We start from the raw sequence: 17,367 nt of genomic DNA, 5'->3' as shown, positions 1-17,367 counted from the left end.
AATGATGAGCCTAATATTAAACTAATAAAAAATTCCTGAAAGTTACTTCAGGAATTTTTCTTTTGCTAGATCAAAAACGCGTTTGTCAATCGGTAGTGGGAAAGGATTTTCGCCATCCAAAGGAAACCATTCGGTCTTTTCGATGCAAGGATCCAATATCAATTGATCTTCCTCATTAAGGATTTCTGCGAGATAGTAGATTGTGATTAATTGTTCATTGTCACGAAATCTAGAAACAAGGAAATCATCTTGGGTGTAAAAATGTTCTTTGATATTGATGTCAAGATTCAACTCTTCCTGGAACTCACGTTTCAAACATTCGATTGTACTTTCTCCGAATTCTAATCCGCCGCCTGGCAATTTGATGAGGAAATCTCCTGCATATTCCTCGTGCAAGGCAAGGATCTTATTATCTTTAATACAAAGGGCGTAAACCCGAATATTGATCTTATCTATCATAGCTGGGATTTGGTGTGTCTAAATTAGGCAAAATTATTTTTTCCAGGCAATCATCATCTCTCTTTTTCCCGGTGGTCCTTGTTTTTTTTCAACTTTGAAACCTAGTTCGATTAGATTCCTTCGCACACTTCCCTTTGAAGAGTAGGTGGTCAGCAAACCTCCGGATGACATTTTTGAAGCGACAATCTCAAGCAATTCCATTTCCCACAGGTCAGGCTGGACTCTGGCGCCAAAACAATCAAAATAGACTAGGTTGATTGGTGGTAATTCGGTCTCTTTTAATGCGAAAAAATCTTTCTTGATCTTACTTAGATGAAAATTCGTTGTCAATTCATTTGATATTTCCCAATCTAACTCATGGATTTTCAATGACAAATCTTTGACAAAATTGTTCGAAAATAATTCGGAATACGAAAGTTCTGAGGCTTCTTCAAAAAAAATCGGATATTTTTCGATTCCAAAATAATTGATTTTGTAATCTCTATTATTTTTCAAATATGCATCAATTGTTACCAAAACGTTAAGACCTGTTCCAAAACCGAGTTCTAAAATATTAATATCATGATCATTTATCAAATTAAGTCCATTATCGATAAATACATGATTGGCTTCCTGTAAGGCGCCATGTTTGGAATGGTATGTTTCTTCTAATCCATTGATTAGCAGTGTTTTGCTTCCGTCTTTTGTGGTAACTAATTCTCTTTTCACCTTAATTTTTTACAAATTTAACATAAATTTTTATTATTAAATATTTATTATATATTTGTAATACCTCAACAAAAAATTAAAAAATGATAATTCAAAAATCTACCAACCCAAGAATTTCAACATTTGATCCAAGCGATTTCTCTTTCGGAAACACTTTTATCGATCATATGATAATCTGCGAATACGAGAACGGAAAATGGGGGGATCTACAGTTGATTCCTTATGGTCCAATCGGATTTACCCCTGCGATGATGGGGGTCAATTACGGACAAGCGTGTTTTGAGGGAATGAAGGCTTATAAGGATAATGATGGGCAAGTGTTCCTTTTCCGTCCAGAAAAGAACTTTGAACGCATTAACAAATCCGCAAAAAGATTGGCTATTCCTGAGATTTCCGAAGAAATGTTCCTTGGTGGCTTGAAAGCTTTGGTAGATATCGATAGAGAATGGATTCCGCAAGGCGAAGGAATGTCTTTGTACATCAGGCCGCTTTTGTTCGCAACAGAAGAAGCATTGAAAGCTAGGATCTCCGAAAAATACATGTTTGCCATTGTGGCAACGCCTGCAAAAAGTTATTATACAGCTCCAGTTTCTGTGAAGATATCAGACCATTATTCCAGAGCGGCTAGTGGCGGTGTAGGTGCAGCGAAGGCAGCTGGAAACTATGCAGCTTCCTTCTATCCAACGCAATTGGCGATAGAGGAAGGTTATGATCAGATCATTTGGACAGACGATTGTTCCCACGAGTACTTTGAGGAAAGTGGAACGATGAATGTCTTTGTTAGAATCAACGATACGATCTACACACCGAAAACTTCTGATAAAATTTTGGATGGAATTACTAGAGATAGCTTCCTGAAACTTGCTGAAAGAAGAGGAATTGAAGTAGTAGTAGGAAATGTGAAGGTGACAGACGTGATCGAGGCACAAAGAAACGGAACTTTGAAAGAGGTTTGGGGCGTTGGAACTGCTGTGGTAACAAGTATCTTCGAAGCGTTGGGTTATCAAGGTGAGCATCTTGAGTTGCCTAGACTTTCTGATGAAGAGAGTTTTGCAGCACAACTTAAGAATGACCTTGTGAATATCCAGACCAACAATGCAGAGGATCCTTTTGGATGGAGAGTATTGGTGGAAGAAAATGTATACAGTGTATAGAATTAAATAAAAAGTAAATTGAAAAGCAAAACCGGAAATTATCTTCCGGTTTTTGTTTTAATAACAATTAAGTCTTTGAAAATTCTTAATTTTGCCAAAGTTTTTCCAGATCAATTATTTTATCTTTCAGAAAAACGATTCTATTATGACGAAACTGATCTACATCGCATCATTCGCTATCGTTGCATCCTGCGCAAAGCAAAATCCTACACCTATACAAGGTGAGCAATATCTGTCTGCAAGCGAGATGGAAGTTTCCAAAAACAGAACCAAAGACCTCAATAATCTCGAGAGGACCCAGATCCAAGACTGGATCAAGTCACAAGAAATCAAATATTATCCGATGGGAATGAACTATTGGGTAAACATAGAAGGTCTGGAGAAGCAAGCTCGCAAAAACAATGGCGAAAAAGTTTCTTACCAATATGATATCTACGATTTTGACAGAACCAAGTTGTATGATTCATCCATTCAAAATACCGATGTGGAATTTGGTCATTTCAAAGAGATGGATGCGGTAGAAGATGTCATTCGTTATCTTAAAAAAGGAGAGGAAGCAGAAATCCTGGTGCCTTCTGTTTTGGCGTATGGAACTTATGGCGATGGTAAGAAGATCAGCAACGATATGCCTCTCATCATCAAAGTAAAAGTATTATAACTAACGACTATATTAAAAATGAAAAAAATTATAGCACTTTCTATAACATTATTAACACTATTAAATTGTAAAACATTGGAAATAGACAAAGAAGTTTATAAAAGTCTGCCAGACGGGCTTTATGGAAATTTTGTAACAAGCAAAGGAGAGATCTTGGTAAAATTCGAGGACGAGAAATCTCCGGTAACCGTTGCCAATTTTGTTGGACTTGCGGAAGGTAAGATCGAGAACAAAGCTAAGAAAAAAGGGGAACCTTTCTACGATGGTACCATCTTCCACAGAGTGATCAAAGATTTTATGATCCAAGGTGGAGACCCACAAGGAACTGGAATGGGAGATCCTGGATACAAATTTGCTGACGAGAGAAATGACCTTCAACACACAGGAAAAGGAATCCTTTCTATGGCGAATTCTGGACCAAATACCAACGGTTCTCAGTTCTTCATTACAGAGATCGCAACGCCTTGGTTGGACGGAAAACATACGATCTTCGGAAAAGTGGTAGGTGGAGAAGCAACTATCGATTCTATCGCAAACGTAGAAAAAGGACCTCAAGACAAACCTAAAACAGACGTTGTTTTGACAAAAGTTGCAGTGTTTGGAAAAGGTGATGCTTACAAACATTACGATGCAGCGAAGATCTTCTCTGAAGGTAAAGCTAAGATTGAAGAAAAAAACAGAGCATATCTGGCAAAAGCGGAAGAGGAGAAAGCTAAGAAATTGGCTGAGTTCGCTGCGAACCAGGAAAAATTGGTCAACGATATGAAAGCTGGAATGCAATCTACGCCTTCTGGTCTTTACTATAAAATCACTAAAACTACCACTGGTGCTACGCCTACGCCTGGTCAAACAGTTGCTGTACATTATGCAGGAAAGTTGATCAACGGTGAGGAGTTTGATAACTCTTTCAAAAGAAATGCGCCAATCGATATTCCAATCGGTGTTGGTCAGGTGATCAAAGGTTGGGACGAGGGAATTCTTCTATTGAAAGAAGGAGAAACTGCAACATTATTGATTCCACCAGCTTTAGGTTACGGAGAAAGAGGAGCAGGCGGTGTGATCCCACCAAACTCTTGGTTGATCTTTGACGTAGAATTGGTTAAGATCGGTGGATAATTCCAGGTCTTATCAAACAAAATAAAAAAGGAGTGAAATTAATTTTTCACTCCTTTTTATTTATAGTTTAAAATCTTTTATGAAAGTAATTGGTAAGCTTTCTTCGCACCAGCTACGCAAGCATCGTAATGTTCTTCGGTAATTTTTTCATCAATAATGGATTTGAATTCCTGCCAATATGGTCCAGTATTCTCGCCATAAACTCCGAAGTAATTGAACTCTACATTCTCGAATTCCGGATTTCTTTTCAATTGTTTTGCGATGACATTTCCACCCAGTGTTGAACCTTCCATTACGTAAAGAGCGCCGAAGGCCTCAGCTTCGTTTTCCAGGTTTTGTGTGGGAACTTCGTTTTCGGTTTTGATATTTAAGTTGTCAAGGTCAGTTTTAAGGGCTTCGATCTTGCTTCTTAATTCTAACTTCAGTTCTGGATAATTTTGAAGTTGATCATGGATCTGAGGTTCGTATCTGCTGATCAGTTTGTAATTGTGGATTAAAAGCGTCTTGTAATCATCCAGGGTATAGGATTTATCAAAGATCTTTTGGGATTGTAGTTTTGCCTCTGTATCGTCGTGTTGTTGTTTGGTTTGTTCTTTAAGAAATACTGAAATCATAGTCAGGTTTTTGAAATTTTAATATAAAGGTCGTTCCGATGCCACTTTCGCTTTCATAAGTGATCTCGCCACCCATTTTTTCCATTAGGTGATGAACGATGCTAAGACCAACACCATTACCATGGAACGCTTTTGCATTACTCATCCTGCTGAAGATCTTGAACATCTTGCCAGCATCTTCTTTATCAATGCCGATCCCGTTGTCAGATATCTTATAAGTTACCTCATTTTCATAAACTTCACCAATGATTTTTACAGTTGGCTTAGAAGCTCTTGAAGAATATTTGATCGCATTCCCAATCACGTTCCCAAAAACTTGATAAACCATCGTTGGATCTCCCAAAACTTCCGGTGTATTCTCGATGATGATTTCTGTGTGAGGCGAATCAAAACTTATCTTAGATTCGTCTGCCAACTTATTGATTAGTGGATCGATCTCTATTCTTTTAAGTTCTATCTCAGATTTTTTGATCTTGCTCAGTTCCAACACATTTTTGATCATGTCGCTCATAGAATCTACTTGGCCGATGATCGTATCCAGAAATTTCTGAGATTTTTCATCTGGTTGTTGCAGTCTTTTCATCAGCTGAGCATTTAGTTTAATGACGGTCAGCGGTGTGTTCAGATCGTGAGAAATGGTGTATGAGAATGAGTCCAATTCTTCATTTAGTTCTTTCAACTGATTGTTGAGATCTAAGATCTGGGAAGATTTGGTGTGAGAAGCTTTCAGAATGACAGAAGTGATCCATTTTGCAGATTCTATCTCTCTGGTCTTCCAAGGTAGAGCCGTATCTTTCACGTACTGTTTCCATACTTCGAAAGATTTTCGTGGAGAGAATTTGATGATCTCTACGCCATCTTTTATTTCGGAGACGGTTTTCTTCTCTGGGTTTCCAGCCCATTTTATTTTTTGTCCTTGCTCTTTTCTCAGCCAGATCAGCATGTCTGATGTGTTGTTGCCTAAGACGCTGATAATAATGCCACAGCTGATTTCAGAATTGTCTAATTCTAAACCGCTGGTTTGACAAAAGGTATTGGAGATAAAAATATTTTCTTCAAAATCCTGATTGTTATCCTTGCTCCAATTGATGATCTTCTCTATGTCAGAGTGGTTTGGAACATTACCGTGCGTCAGAACCTCATTGTTGATCTTGATGATCATGCCTTCCGCAGCACAAGTATTCATAATATCTTCGATATTACTTTCCAAGGCCACGGCAAAATTCTCTTCACTCAAAAGATTTTGACGAAGCGAAATATTACTGAGATTACTCTTTTGATAATCTTCTAAAGTTTGCAGAGACCGATAAGAACCGTAGGCGTTTGCAGCAGTTCTGGTAAGCGTTTCGACCAAAAGTCTGGATTGTAGGTCAAGGTGTTTGGGTGCCGCATTTTGACACGCGACCATTCCCCACAAAACGCCATTTACAATGATCGAAGTACTGAAACTGGATTCTACACCTGCATTTTTCAGATATTGGCGGTGAACAGGCGATGAAGATCGTGTAACGCTGTAGGTCAAATCGATGTTTTCTTTCTGAATACCAAAAATAGGGTAGGTCTGGCCAGAAACGTGAGAGGTAATTCTCACAGTATTTCTTAAGTAAAGTGCTCTTGCTTGTGCTGGAATATCGGATTCTGGATAATGAAGATGAAGATAGCTGTCCAAACCGGGTTTTACCGATTCTTCGATCACTTCGCCGCTGCCATCATACAAAAATTGATAGATCATTGCTCGGTCAAAATCGATAATGTTTTGAACTTCCTGCAACAATAGTTTCCAGATATTCTCATCATTGGACATTTTGAGAATATTCTGAATCGCTTGATATTCCTGATTGATCTTGTGATTGGGAATTACCTTTTCGATCTCGTAAAAAGTAAACCCTTCATTGGTGTGTATGGAAAGTGTGTATTGTTCTTCTTTAAAATTGATATGCTGGATTGCAAGTTCCTGATTATGAGAAAAATTATTCCAGTTAATATCAAGTTGAAATTCATCAAATAAAACTTTGATATCTTTCCCTATTATCGATTGGGAATCCAGAGAAAATAGATCCAGAATATTCTCACTGTAAAAAGTGATCTTTGAATCTTTCGCACCTAAAAGATATCCATATTTTTGAACTTCTCCACAGATATGAATCGGTTCCTGATCGCAATTAATATATTCCTTTGGATACATTTTTTTTCCTTACTTATTTGATGATATACATTTTGGTTCCAAAGTAAAAATATACTTATGTTAATGATGTAAAGATATAAATAAAAAATCTTTTTTTAGTTGATTTTTCCACAACAAAACAATTCGCGAATGAAAGGTATAACTATTTGATTGCAAATGAGGTATAATTTTTAGTTATTTAATGAAAATAAAAAAAGACGTCAATTTTCATCAACGTCTTTTATAAAGGGAGTAAATTTATTTATTTCATGTCATACATCATCAAAGCTGTGATCAGTTTTGGCTCGATCAAAGTACATTTCGGTGGCATTTTGATTTCCTTGTCAGAGATCTTCAGAAGATCGTTGAAGCTGATCGGATAGATCCCGAATCCAACCTTGTATTCTCCAGAATCTACTTTTTCTTTGATTTCTGTAATGCCTTGTGTATCGGAAGTTCCTTTCAAGTAAGTGATCTTGTCTGTGTGTTTTGCGTTGGTGATCCCGAAGATCTTCTCGAAGATGTATTTGTCCACCAAATGGTGATCTAGGTCATTTTCGTTTTTAAGTTCCTCACGGATATTATGCTTCACGTGCAAACTGTAAAATCTGCCACCCAAATACATGCTGATGTGGAATTTTTGAGAAGGAAAATAGGCTGCTTCTCCTTTATCGTGGATTTGGAAATCTTCCTTCAGTTTTTCAAGAATTTCTTCCTCAGACAAACCATTGAGGTCATCCAAAAGGCGATTGTAATCATTGATCTTGATAGATTGGTTGGAAACGATAAAGCTGTAAACAAAATTGTAATGCTCTGTTCCGTGAGACCTTTTGTATTTATCTCTTTGCTTTTTCGCATACTCTGCAACGGATCCGATCCTGTGGTGTCCATCCGCAATGTAAAAAGAATCGATAGGATCAAGAACTTCCTTGAACTGCTGAAGTTTCAATCGGTTATCGATTTTCCAAATCTTGTGTTTAACACCTTTTTCATCTTTGTAATTGATGATCGGAACGTTCTTCTGCTCATGTGTCATCAACAATTCTACTTTGGAATTTGCGTGATAGGTGAGTAGTACTGGCTCTGCCTGGATGTTGACTTTCTCCAGGTAATGCGCCATTTTCATTCTTCGTTCTGTTATCGTAGATTCGTGTTTTTTGATCTTTCCCTCCCAGAAGTCATCCACGCTTACAAGGCCAAGAAGTCCTCGGAAAGTTGTTTTGTCTGGCAAAGTTTGCTCGTATAAATAATAGGCAGAATCATCTTGCGTCAGTTTTTTCTCCTCAAGAAGTTCTTCATAGTTCGATCTGATCTTTCTGAAGTTTCTGTCAATATCTTTAGATTTGCTTACGACAGCAGGTTTGATCATCTGAATATATGAGTTCTCCTGCTGAGACTTTTTGTTGATCTCTTCCTGAGTGAAATTATCCAAGGAATAGGTCGGAAAAATATCCACAAAATCGTGGTTCGGTCTGATTCCTTTAAATGGTTTAAATACTGGCATATTTATATTTGGTCTTTCAGTTTAATAATTTGAATTGCTAATTCTTCCCCAATTCTGTTTTGCGCATCAATCGTGTTTCCTCCAACGTGTGGAGATAATGACATTCCTGCATTCATAAGAATTTCAACTTCTGGTGCTGGTTCTTTTTCGAAAACATCAAGTGCAGCTCCGGCTAATTTTCCATCTTCAATCGCATCGATCATAGAGACTTCGTTGATGACGCCGCCTCTTGCAGTATTGACGATGAACACGCCCTCTTTCATCTTTGCAAACTCATTGGTGTCAATTAGATATTCGTCAGTCAATCCCGTATTGAGGCTTATGAAATCCGACTGTTCCAGAACTTCATCTAAAGTTACTGATTTAATTTCGAAATTTACGGTTTGTCCATCGAAGAAACTGATTTCGATATTGCTTGTTTTCGGAGTTCTGTTGTAAGCTAAGATTTTCATTCCCAAAGAAATACCAATCTTGATGACCTCGATTCCGATGTTTCCCATCCCGACAACACCCAATGTTTTCCCGGAAAGTTCTGAAGCATTATTGAAGGATTTTTTAAGCGCATTGAAATGAGTTTCACCTTCCAAAGGCATCAATCGATTGCTCTCGTGAAGAAATCTCGCTAATGAAAAGAAGTGCGCAAAAACGAGTTCTGCAACAGATTTGCACGAAGCTTTTGGCGTGTTGATGATGTAAAGCCCTTTATCAATGGCATATTCCACATCAATATTATCCATCCCGATGCCGCCGCGTCCAACTATCTTGAGGTTTGGACATTCGTCTATCAGATTTTGTCTTACCTGCGTAGCGCTTCTTACCAGCAGAACATCCACATTATTTTCATTAATGAATTTGCTGAGATGCTCTGGCGAAACACGGCTTTCCAAAACCGTGATATCGGCGTCTTTCAAAAGTTGAATTCCCGATTCGGAAATCCCATCATTGGCTAATACAATCATGTTTAATTCAAAAATGCTTTTATAATTGAGTTTCCTTGAAATGTTTGAGGTAAATTTCAAGGTGTGCTAAGATACGATATTTTCCCAAATTAACATTCAATTAACAAAAAAACGTCTTCAAACAAATTGAAGACGTTTCTAATTTTATGATAAGAAAATCTTAAATACTTTTCATCACATCCACCAAAACCTGCACGCTTTCAATCGGCATTGCGTTGTAGATGCTCGCTCTGTAACCGCCAACACTTCTGTGGCCATTCAATCCGCTGATTCCTGCTGCTTTCCAAGCTGCATCAAAGGCTTCTTGTTTGGATTCGTCAGTCAAAGTGAAAGTTACATTCATAAAAGAACGGTCTTCGATGGCAGAAACGCCTTGAAAATTTGGATTGCTGTCAATCTCGTCGTAAAGCAATTTCGCTTTGGCGTTATTTCTTGCTTCAGCAGCTGCAATTCCTCCGTTATCTTCCAAATGTTTTAATGTCAGATAAGACGCATAGACTGCAAAAACAGGAGGTGTGTTGGACATTGATTCTTTATCGATGTGAACAGCGTAATCCAGATAAGTTGGAATCGTTCTTCCTGTTTTTCCAAGAATCGATTTTTTCACCACAACCAAAGTTGCACCTGCTGGACCCATATTTTTCTGAGCACCTGCATAAATCAAATCAAATTGAGAAAAATCCAATTCTCTACTGAAAATATCAGATGACATATCACAAACCAAAAGCGTATCTACTTTCGGAAACTCCTTCATCTGCGTTCCAAAAATCGTGTTGTTGGATGTACAATGGAAATAATCATATTCCGAACCTACTTTGAATTCTTTCGGGATGTATGAATAGTTAGCTTCTTTGGAAGTCGCCACTACATCTACATTTCCAATCATCTTAGCTTCCTTGATTGCGCCTGCCGCCCAAGTTCCTGTGTTGGTGTAAGCTGCTTTTCCGTCAACCGAAAGAAGGTTGTAAGGAACCATCAAAAACTGAAGACTTGCGCCACCTTGCAAATACAAAACTTCATAATCGTCGCCCAGATTCATCAATCTTTTTACGATAGCACGAGCCTCGTCCATTACTGCAACAAAATCTTTACTTCTGTGCGAAATTTCCAAAAGCGATAATCCTGAATCATTAAAATTAAGAATTGCTTCTGAAGCTTTCTGAAAAACTTCCTGTGGTAAAATACTTGGACCTGCGCTGAAATTATGTTTTTTCATTATTGATAGAAATTAGAAGTTAGAGTTTAGAAATTAGATTTAATAACTTTTTTTAAAGCAAAAAGCTAATAGCCAATTGTCATCAGCAAGTTATTACTCGTTGTGAAGGAAGGCTTTTTTCGCCAAAAGTTGTTCTTCGGTCTCCACATTGTCTTCGTCTGGAACACAACAGTCAACCGGGCAAACAGCGGCGCACTGAGGTTCCTCGTGGAAGCCTTTGCACTCTGTACATTTATCTGTTACAATGAAGTAGTAATCGTCTGCAACGGGTTGTTGTGCGGCATCTGCACTCACAGAAAGTCCGGATGATAGAACCACCATTCCTTTCAGTTCTGTGCCTTCGGATGCTTTCCAATCTACTGCTCCTTCATAGATGGCGGTGTTCGGGCATTCCGGTTCACAAGCGCCACAATTGATACATTCATCAGTTATCTTGATAGCCATTGCTATTTTATTTTTAATTTTGTGCAAAATTACAAAAAAAAAGCCAGCTATGCTGAACGAAAACAAAATTTTGGGACTCGAAAAATTAGGAAATTTCATCAACGAATTTATTCAAAAAGATGATGAAAATTACAATGAGAAAGAAGAGCGATTGGCTTATCTGATGAAGCGTTCTGAGATTGAAAATCCTTGGTTTACTTTAGAAAATCAACGGTATAATCTGAAACAATGGGCAGGCCTTTTCACAAAAGGAAATATTGAGAACTGGTTGTCCAAATATGAATTATCAAATACGCCAAAAAGGGTAGGACTGATTCTGGCCGGGAATATCCCGATTGTAGGTTTTCACGATATCATCTCTGTGGTTTTGAGCAATCATATTCCTATCATCAAATTATCTTCGAAGGATAAATTGATGTTGCCATTTCTATTAGAATTATGGAAAGAATTTTCAAATAACGAGATTGAATTTGAAATTGTTGATAGACTTGAAAACTTCGATGCGGTGATTGCAACCGGAAGTAATAATACGGCGAGATACTTGGAGTATTATTTCAAAAATCATTTGAGTATTATTAGAAAAAATAGAACATCCATCGCTGTTTTGAAAGGTGATGAAACAGTAGAAGAACTTCAGCTTTTGGCGGATGATATTTTCAGATATTTCGGATTGGGTTGCAGAAATGTGACCAAACTTTTGCTTCCAAAAGATATGAAGGTTGACGGATTATTTGAAAACTTTGTTAAATATCAAGATGTCATTAATCATAATAAATACGCTAACAATTACGATTACAATCGTGCGGTTTATCTTTTAAATCAAGACTTATTCTGGGATAATAATTTTGTGATGCTGAGAGAGGATGAGAAGTTGTTCAGTCCGTTATCGGTGGTCAATTTTTCACGTTACGAAACTTTGGACGAAGCGAAACAATTTGTGGAAGATAACAGAGAAGAGATTCAAGCAATTGTTGCGAAACCTGAGTTGGGATTAGAATCTATTGGTTTTGGGGAAACGCAGAATCCTTCTTTGGACACCTATGCGGATGATGTGGATACGATGGCTTTTCTGAGTGTGATTTAATTTAAAACAATGTTGAAAAATTTCGTCACATTTCTATATTTTACTGCTGTTATTGCGATATGTATTTTCATTTTCGTCAGCGTCAATTTTATTATACTATCTAACGATCCTTTACAAAGAAATTACACGAAAATCATCATTGCAAAAATTGCTTATAAAATTATCATAGACATTATCGCTATTATGTTTTCATACGGCTTATTTTTACTTATTAGCAAATTAACGGTGTTAAAAGCAGAAAAAAAAGATATTTTTAAACTTCTTACATTGATTTTCACAGTTGTATCTGTTATATCTTTAGCAGTATTTTCATTCGTAGTAATAAGATGATATTTAACAAACAATAGAGAAAAAAAGACCGTAACATACATTACGGTCTCTTTTTATTCATAAAATAGATTAATTCTTTTTACGGTTGCCCACTTCCGCCAGCAGAACCATAGATCTGACCGGTTGCGAAGCTTCCAGTGTTGTCTGCAAACTGTACAAATATTGATGCTAGTTCTGCAGGTTGTCCAGGTCTTCCCAAAGGCGTGTCACCACCAAATTCTACAAGCTTTTCCTGGGTTTGTCCGCCGCTCACTTCCAAGGCCGTCCAGACTGGACCAGGCGCAACGCCATTTACACGGATGCCTTTTGGTCCTAATTGTTTTGCCAGAGATTTTACGTAGCTGGTTGTCGCCGCTTTTGTCTGTGCATAATCATAAAGGTCTGCAGAAGGGTCGTAAGCTTGTACAGATGATAATCCAATGATGCTGGAGCCTGGTTTCAAATGAGGTAAAGCCGCTTTGGTGATCCAGAATGGGGCGTAGATATTGGTCTTCATCGTGCGGTCAAAGTCTTCTGTGCTGATGTCCAAAATGGATTGATTGCTTTTCTGATGCCCGGCATTATTGACCAAGATATCCAATCCTCCAAGTTGACTTACCGCTTCCGAGACCAGTCTGTTACAGAAGGCCTCGTCACGGAGATCACCTGGAATGGCCACTGCATTCCGGCCAGCTTTTTTGATCAGATCAATAACTTCTGCAGCATCCGATTCTTCATCTGGCAAATAGTTGATGGCCACATCGGCACCTTCTCTCGCAAACGCAATTGCTGCTGCACGGCCAATTCCGGAATCGCCTCCAGTCACGAGCGCTTTTCTGCCGGTCAATCTTCCAGAACCGACATAGCTTTCCTCTCCATGATCTGGGACAGGGTCCATCTTAGCTGCCAATCCTGGAAAAGGCTGGAATTGTTTGTTGAATGGTGGTTTGGGATGCTTGGTGGTTGGGTCCTGTAAGTGGGGATTTTCTTCGTTCTTCAGAGTTTCCTCTTGATCGTTTTCTTGACTTTCCAGAGATTCTTCTGGCGTGATGATATTGACTAATTTGTCCAGTGCTTCTCTTCTGGTGATTTGATCGTCCATATGAATTGTGATTTGGTGTGATTAATTGATTTGAGTTTTATCTTAAGCAATCCATATTCCAACTTGGGCAAGACGGTGGTCATCCAACTTTTTTTCTGGAATTTGTGATCACATTATAGAGCTCCTGCGCATCTGTATCAAGTTCTGACGCTGTGAGGCTGATCGGTAGATTTCCGTCCTCCGTAACCAGTCCATTGGTGAACATGCTGGATAATTTCTTTTTTATTAATGGAAGATAGCGTTCCGGATTCTCAACCGTAAGCGTGATCAATGTATCAGCGCCCACTTTTTCTAGATGGACATCGCTAATGTCTTTCCAAAGAATCAAACCAGCGGCCTTGCTCACGGCAGTTGTTTGGGAAATAATGCCTTCAAGGCTAACTATCACAAGCGGTGAGGTGTCCCGAAGTGTAAACAATTTTTTTAAAATAATAACTGCTAAAACGATGCTGAATATTCCCGCAACAGCAGCTAATTTTGGTCCCACCTGTCCATCGAACAAGCCAATGCTGTAAAGGAATATTCCGATGAAGACCACTAATAATCCTACGCATATCAGGATCATGTTCATTGATTTCTTTTTGTCTCTGTAAAATTCCATTTAAGACTTATTTGATTAATAATGATTTTATTTCCAATCGACATTTAGTTTGTTCTCGTCAGCGAAGGCTTTCCCAGTTTCCATGAGGTCGATGTACATTTTTTCGAACTTGGCTGCATATTTCTGTTCAATCGAATTGGCCAATGCATCTTTCTGTGCTTGGTCAGCCTTGCTGTCGCAGAGTTTCGCATAGTTGGTGTACTCATTTTTATAGACCGGGATCACAAATTCATACAAAGCGATAGATTTTTCTTTAATGGCCTTTCTATCGTCCGACGTGGCATTCAGAGCTTTAATGTCGTTGAGTGACTTCTCCATGTACAAGATATTGTTGCTGATGAGTTTTCCTGCTTCATCGCCATTCTTCTTGCTGGATGGGATGTCTGGAAATTCCACCGTTTCATCATTGATGTGTTTTGCCAAGATCGGCGTTCCAAAATCACTGATGGTGTTCGTATTCAAAATGGCGGTGGCGAAAAATTTGTCAGCTGGCTCTGCGCAAGATTGAACGGATATTGCGAATGCGGCAATTAATATTGGAGCGCTGAAGCGCGTGAGTGTTTGTCTTATGTTTTGCATAATTTTATTGATTTTTAAAGTTTCTGATTGATTTTAATTAATAGCTGTGATTCGGATTTTTACTATGAAAATGCCGATGAATATTGAGATGATCTCATTGCAATTAAGCCTGGTTTGATAGCAAACTTTAGACCTTCGAAGTGTTGTAGAAACAAGTTTTTTATAAAGACTTCATTCTCCGATGCTTTATTTCTGGACATTCTTCGATGCTAAGCCAACCATTTTTGCATTAAAATAAAATTCTTGTTCTTATAGTCGGAATTGCATAGTCATATTGATGTTGAAATTTTCAATTGCAATTCATTGCTGTGTTGAAATTTTCAATTCTTTGATAAATGTTTGTGACATCTATTTAGTCATGATAATTTCGCTGATATTATTAGATTAAAACTGCCAAGCATAATTGTGCGCGACAAAAAATACTTGAAGTGTATGTGATTCTTTATTAGGTGAAAATCAAATCACTACAAACCGTGATTTTTGAAAATTACACTTTTATGATGGTTTTTTGCATGGGTCTTCATGATACATTTGTTCTATTATTAACCAATAAAAATTAGTATTATGAAAAAATTTATTTTTGGTGCTTTTGCACTAATGACCATGAGCTTCTCATTTGCACAATCCAACATCGATCTAAGTGCACAAATTGGAAATCTGAACACTGCAACAGTTGATCAGACAGGAATCTTGAACTTCAACGCCTTGTTACAAGACGGTAATCGCAACGATGCAGATATCGACCAAGTAGGTTGGGCGAACACCAACGTTGCCTTAAGCATGGGAAATCGTAACTCTATAGATGTAGATCAGTGGGGAATTGGAAATTCCAATACAACCAGCCAATATGGTAATAGAAATGAAGCGTCCACTTTACAAGTTGGTTTTCTCAATGAGGTAGAGCAACTTCAAACTGGTAATAGAAATGAAGCTTCTGCAACACAATGGGGTTCTGATAACTACATCAGCCAAGATCAAAATGGTAATAGAAATGTAGCTACCGCCTTGCAAGTAGGTTCTGACAATGAGATCTATCAAGACCAAATTGGTAGAAGAAATGAAGCAACTGCTGTACAAGTAGGATCTGACAACTACATCCACCAATTGCAAGATGGAGACGATAACAGTGCTACACACCTACAAGCTGGTAATAACAATGACGCCGACTCTCATCAAACTGGAGACGACAACACGGCTATGGGATTACAGATTGGTAATGGAAACGAATTGGGTCAATATCAAACTGGTGATGATAACATTGCTATGGATGGCCAAATTGGTAACAACAATTACACAATGGTTGCTCAAAGTGGAGATTCTCACTTCCATGCAGGCTTACAAGTTGGTAATAATAATTCTTTGGTTGTGACCCAGTCTAACTAATCAATACAAGTTTTTTAACCTTGAAAGTGGATAGGAGAAACTTCGGTTTCTCCTATTTTTTTTCTACAAATATTGTAACTCACGGAAAACCGTGATTTTCTCTCAGTAACTATTAACGGTGTTTTATCTCTACCAACATTCAATTACTTTTATAAAAAAAATGATGAGAAATTTAGTTTACATATTACCTTTTCTGATTCTGATTTTTTTTTCTTCGAACATCAGATCGCAACAAGTCGATTGGGGACAGATCAACAGTGCTAATATAATGGATATCATAGCTGGTCAAAATCCTGATATCGGTACATACACATCCACGGTCCAGATTGGAAATCATAACAGCGCACAACTTTTCATTAATGAAAAAACAAGCGTGTCACTAAGTCAAATTGGAGATCATAACAAGCTTTTCTACGTCAATTCTTTCACCGACATAGAAGTGAAGAACACCATCACGACACAAGGTCACAACAATATCATAGACATCACAGGCAGCAACAGCATCTCTGAAAATATGAAAATGAACATCAAAGGTGACAACATGACCATCTTCATGAGAAACTATTAAAATCTGAAAAAATGAAACAACTATATATTCTATTGATTTTAGCGACCATGTTTTTTCCAGTTCTGAAGGTCAAAGGTCAGGATGAGAAGAAGGTTGTTGCGAAAATAGAAACCAAAGACACAGAAGGCCAACTCAAAATGAGTGCAATGGCAACCAATAATTCTGGAACCTATCAGGAACTCAATTATCTGCTGGTTTCTATCAAAAAAGGGAATGGCGGTAATCTTTCTAATAACAAACAGAGCGGAAAATTTTCCCTGAATCCTAACGAGACCAAAAAACTGTCAGAGATGAGCGTCAATATCTCTGATAAAGATGCTCTCAAGACCTTTCTCTATATCCGTGATGAGCAGACGCACAAATTAGTTTCAAAGGACAGTCTGGAAATCAATCATAATTCTTTCCGAAAGAAGCTCAGTAAAGTAGAAGAAGAGGAATCATTCGAACTGAGAGGGCTTACGATCGATGAGACCAAAAGTAAAGTAGGAAAGGATTTTTATGATGCATTCTATCTGCAGTACAGCCAGTTGCCAGAGAAGAGCAACTTTACAATCACAATTTCGGAACTTCCTTCCCGAGGGACCAATGGCCAGATCAACATCATTATAGAAGATAAACAGATCTACAGCTTCATGACCAATCCAAATGAGGATTATCAAAAAGAACAGCTGGCTATGACCTTCCGCTACATCAAGGATTACAATGCCAAACGAAATCTGATCAAAAACGAATTCTTGTATTAAAA

Annotated in this window: 18 protein-coding genes; 7 read left to right on the top strand and 11 right to left on the bottom strand. The window is 38.0% G+C overall.

The window, feature by feature from the left end; all coding sequences use genetic code 11:
* Positions 1 to 42: 42 nt before the first annotated feature.
* Together BMW39_RS16710 and mnmD are read right to left on the bottom strand one after the other, a co-directional pair.
* Entirely contained in the window at positions 43 to 459 is a 417-nt protein-coding gene (locus tag BMW39_RS16710) for an NUDIX domain-containing protein (RefSeq protein WP_034978289.1), read from the bottom strand.
* Positions 460 to 492: 33 nt separating this feature from the next.
* Positions 493 to 1,167: a tRNA (5-methylaminomethyl-2-thiouridine)(34)-methyltransferase MnmD gene (gene mnmD / locus BMW39_RS16705; protein ID WP_034978291.1), complete on the bottom strand. Its 675-nt coding sequence runs from the start codon at positions 1,165 to 1,167 to the stop codon at positions 493 to 495.
* An 83-nt stretch (positions 1,168 to 1,250) separates the two neighbouring features.
* Between mnmD and BMW39_RS16700 the strand changes: the two genes are divergently transcribed.
* From BMW39_RS16700 to BMW39_RS16690, 3 genes are all read left to right on the top strand, one after another.
* Entirely contained in the window at positions 1,251 to 2,321 is a 1,071-nt protein-coding gene (locus BMW39_RS16700; RefSeq protein ID WP_034978294.1) for a branched-chain amino acid aminotransferase, read from the top strand.
* 91 nt (positions 2,322 to 2,412) lie between these two features.
* On the top strand, positions 2,413 to 2,979 hold the full coding sequence (locus BMW39_RS16695) for an FKBP-type peptidyl-prolyl cis-trans isomerase (RefSeq protein WP_245750499.1): 567 nt from the start codon (positions 2,413 to 2,415) through the stop codon (positions 2,977 to 2,979).
* An 18-nt stretch (positions 2,980 to 2,997) separates the two neighbouring features.
* The gene (locus BMW39_RS16690) at positions 2,998 to 4,095 is read left to right on the top strand and encodes a peptidylprolyl isomerase (protein ID WP_034978297.1); all 1,098 of its coding nucleotides are present in this window, start codon (positions 2,998 to 3,000) and stop codon (positions 4,093 to 4,095) included.
* Positions 4,096 to 4,172: 77 nt separating this feature from the next.
* On the opposite strand, the gene BMW39_RS16685 is transcribed toward BMW39_RS16690, so the two are convergent.
* The 6 genes from BMW39_RS16685 to BMW39_RS16660 form a co-directional block, all read right to left on the bottom strand.
* Positions 4,173 to 4,709, bottom strand: coding sequence for a biliverdin-producing heme oxygenase (locus BMW39_RS16685; protein WP_034978300.1), 537 nt, complete (start codon positions 4,707 to 4,709; stop codon positions 4,173 to 4,175).
* Complete coding sequence (locus BMW39_RS16680; protein WP_034978303.1) at positions 4,690 to 6,894, bottom strand: ATP-binding protein; 2,205 nt, start codon at positions 6,892 to 6,894, stop codon at positions 4,690 to 4,692. Before BMW39_RS16680 ends, BMW39_RS16685 begins: the two co-directional genes overlap by 20 nt.
* Before the next feature lie 241 nt (positions 6,895 to 7,135).
* Entirely contained in the window at positions 7,136 to 8,377 is a 1,242-nt protein-coding gene (locus tag BMW39_RS16675; RefSeq protein WP_034978305.1) for a DUF1015 domain-containing protein, read from the bottom strand.
* Between the two features lie 2 nt (positions 8,378 to 8,379).
* Positions 8,380 to 9,336: a D-2-hydroxyacid dehydrogenase gene (locus BMW39_RS16670; RefSeq protein ID WP_034978308.1), complete on the bottom strand. Its 957-nt coding sequence runs from the start codon at positions 9,334 to 9,336 to the stop codon at positions 8,380 to 8,382.
* Positions 9,337 to 9,496: 160 nt separating this feature from the next.
* Positions 9,497 to 10,552, bottom strand: coding sequence for a 3-phosphoserine/phosphohydroxythreonine transaminase (gene serC / locus BMW39_RS16665; RefSeq protein ID WP_034978310.1), 1,056 nt, complete (start codon positions 10,550 to 10,552; stop codon positions 9,497 to 9,499).
* A gap of 93 nt (positions 10,553 to 10,645) precedes the next feature.
* Complete coding sequence (locus BMW39_RS16660; protein ID WP_034970704.1) at positions 10,646 to 10,996, bottom strand: 4Fe-4S binding protein; 351 nt, start codon at positions 10,994 to 10,996, stop codon at positions 10,646 to 10,648.
* Positions 10,997 to 11,045: 49 nt separating this feature from the next.
* Here BMW39_RS16660 and BMW39_RS16655 point away from each other — a divergent pair, with 49 nt between their 5' ends.
* Positions 11,046 to 12,080, top strand: a complete 1,035-nt coding sequence (locus BMW39_RS16655; protein ID WP_034978312.1) for an acyl-CoA reductase — start codon at positions 11,046 to 11,048, stop codon at positions 12,078 to 12,080.
* Between the two features lie 409 nt (positions 12,081 to 12,489).
* Here BMW39_RS16655 and BMW39_RS16645 read toward each other — a convergent pair whose 3' ends face one another.
* The 3 genes from BMW39_RS16645 to BMW39_RS16635 all read right to left on the bottom strand — a co-directional run bounded on the left by BMW39_RS16645 (position 12,490) and on the right by BMW39_RS16635 (position 14,671).
* Entirely contained in the window at positions 12,490 to 13,491 is a 1,002-nt protein-coding gene (locus tag BMW39_RS16645) for an SDR family oxidoreductase (protein WP_034978318.1), read from the bottom strand.
* Positions 13,492 to 13,570: 79 nt separating this feature from the next.
* Entirely contained in the window at positions 13,571 to 14,092 is a 522-nt protein-coding gene (locus tag BMW39_RS16640; protein ID WP_034978321.1) for an STM3941 family protein, read from the bottom strand.
* Positions 14,093 to 14,119: 27 nt separating this feature from the next.
* Positions 14,120 to 14,671 carry a hypothetical protein gene (locus BMW39_RS16635; RefSeq protein WP_034978324.1) on the bottom strand — a complete coding sequence of 184 codons (552 nt, stop codon included), beginning with the start codon at positions 14,669 to 14,671 and terminating at the stop codon, positions 14,120 to 14,122.
* Positions 14,672 to 15,235: 564 nt separating this feature from the next.
* Here BMW39_RS16635 and BMW39_RS16630 point away from each other — a divergent pair.
* The 3 genes from BMW39_RS16630 (at position 15,236) to csgH (ending at position 17,365) form a co-directional block, all read left to right on the top strand.
* The gene (locus BMW39_RS16630) at positions 15,236 to 16,054 is read left to right on the top strand and encodes a hypothetical protein (RefSeq protein WP_034978327.1); all 819 of its coding nucleotides are present in this window, start codon (positions 15,236 to 15,238) and stop codon (positions 16,052 to 16,054) included.
* Positions 16,055 to 16,214: 160 nt separating this feature from the next.
* Positions 16,215 to 16,622 carry a hypothetical protein gene (locus tag BMW39_RS16625; RefSeq protein WP_074719368.1) on the top strand — a complete coding sequence of 136 codons (408 nt, stop codon included), beginning with the start codon at positions 16,215 to 16,217 and terminating at the stop codon, positions 16,620 to 16,622.
* A gap of 11 nt (positions 16,623 to 16,633) precedes the next feature.
* Positions 16,634 to 17,365 carry a curli-like amyloid fiber formation chaperone CsgH gene (gene csgH / locus BMW39_RS16620; protein ID WP_034978330.1) on the top strand — a complete coding sequence of 244 codons (732 nt, stop codon included), beginning with the start codon at positions 16,634 to 16,636 and terminating at the stop codon, positions 17,363 to 17,365.
* The last annotated feature ends 2 nt before the right edge of the window (positions 17,366 to 17,367 follow it).

Source organism: Epilithonimonas lactis (assembly GCF_900110605.1).
GTDB classification, from domain to species: Bacteria; Bacteroidota; Bacteroidia; order Flavobacteriales; family Weeksellaceae; genus Epilithonimonas; species Epilithonimonas lactis.
This window is presented reverse-complemented; position numbering and strand designations above follow the sequence as displayed.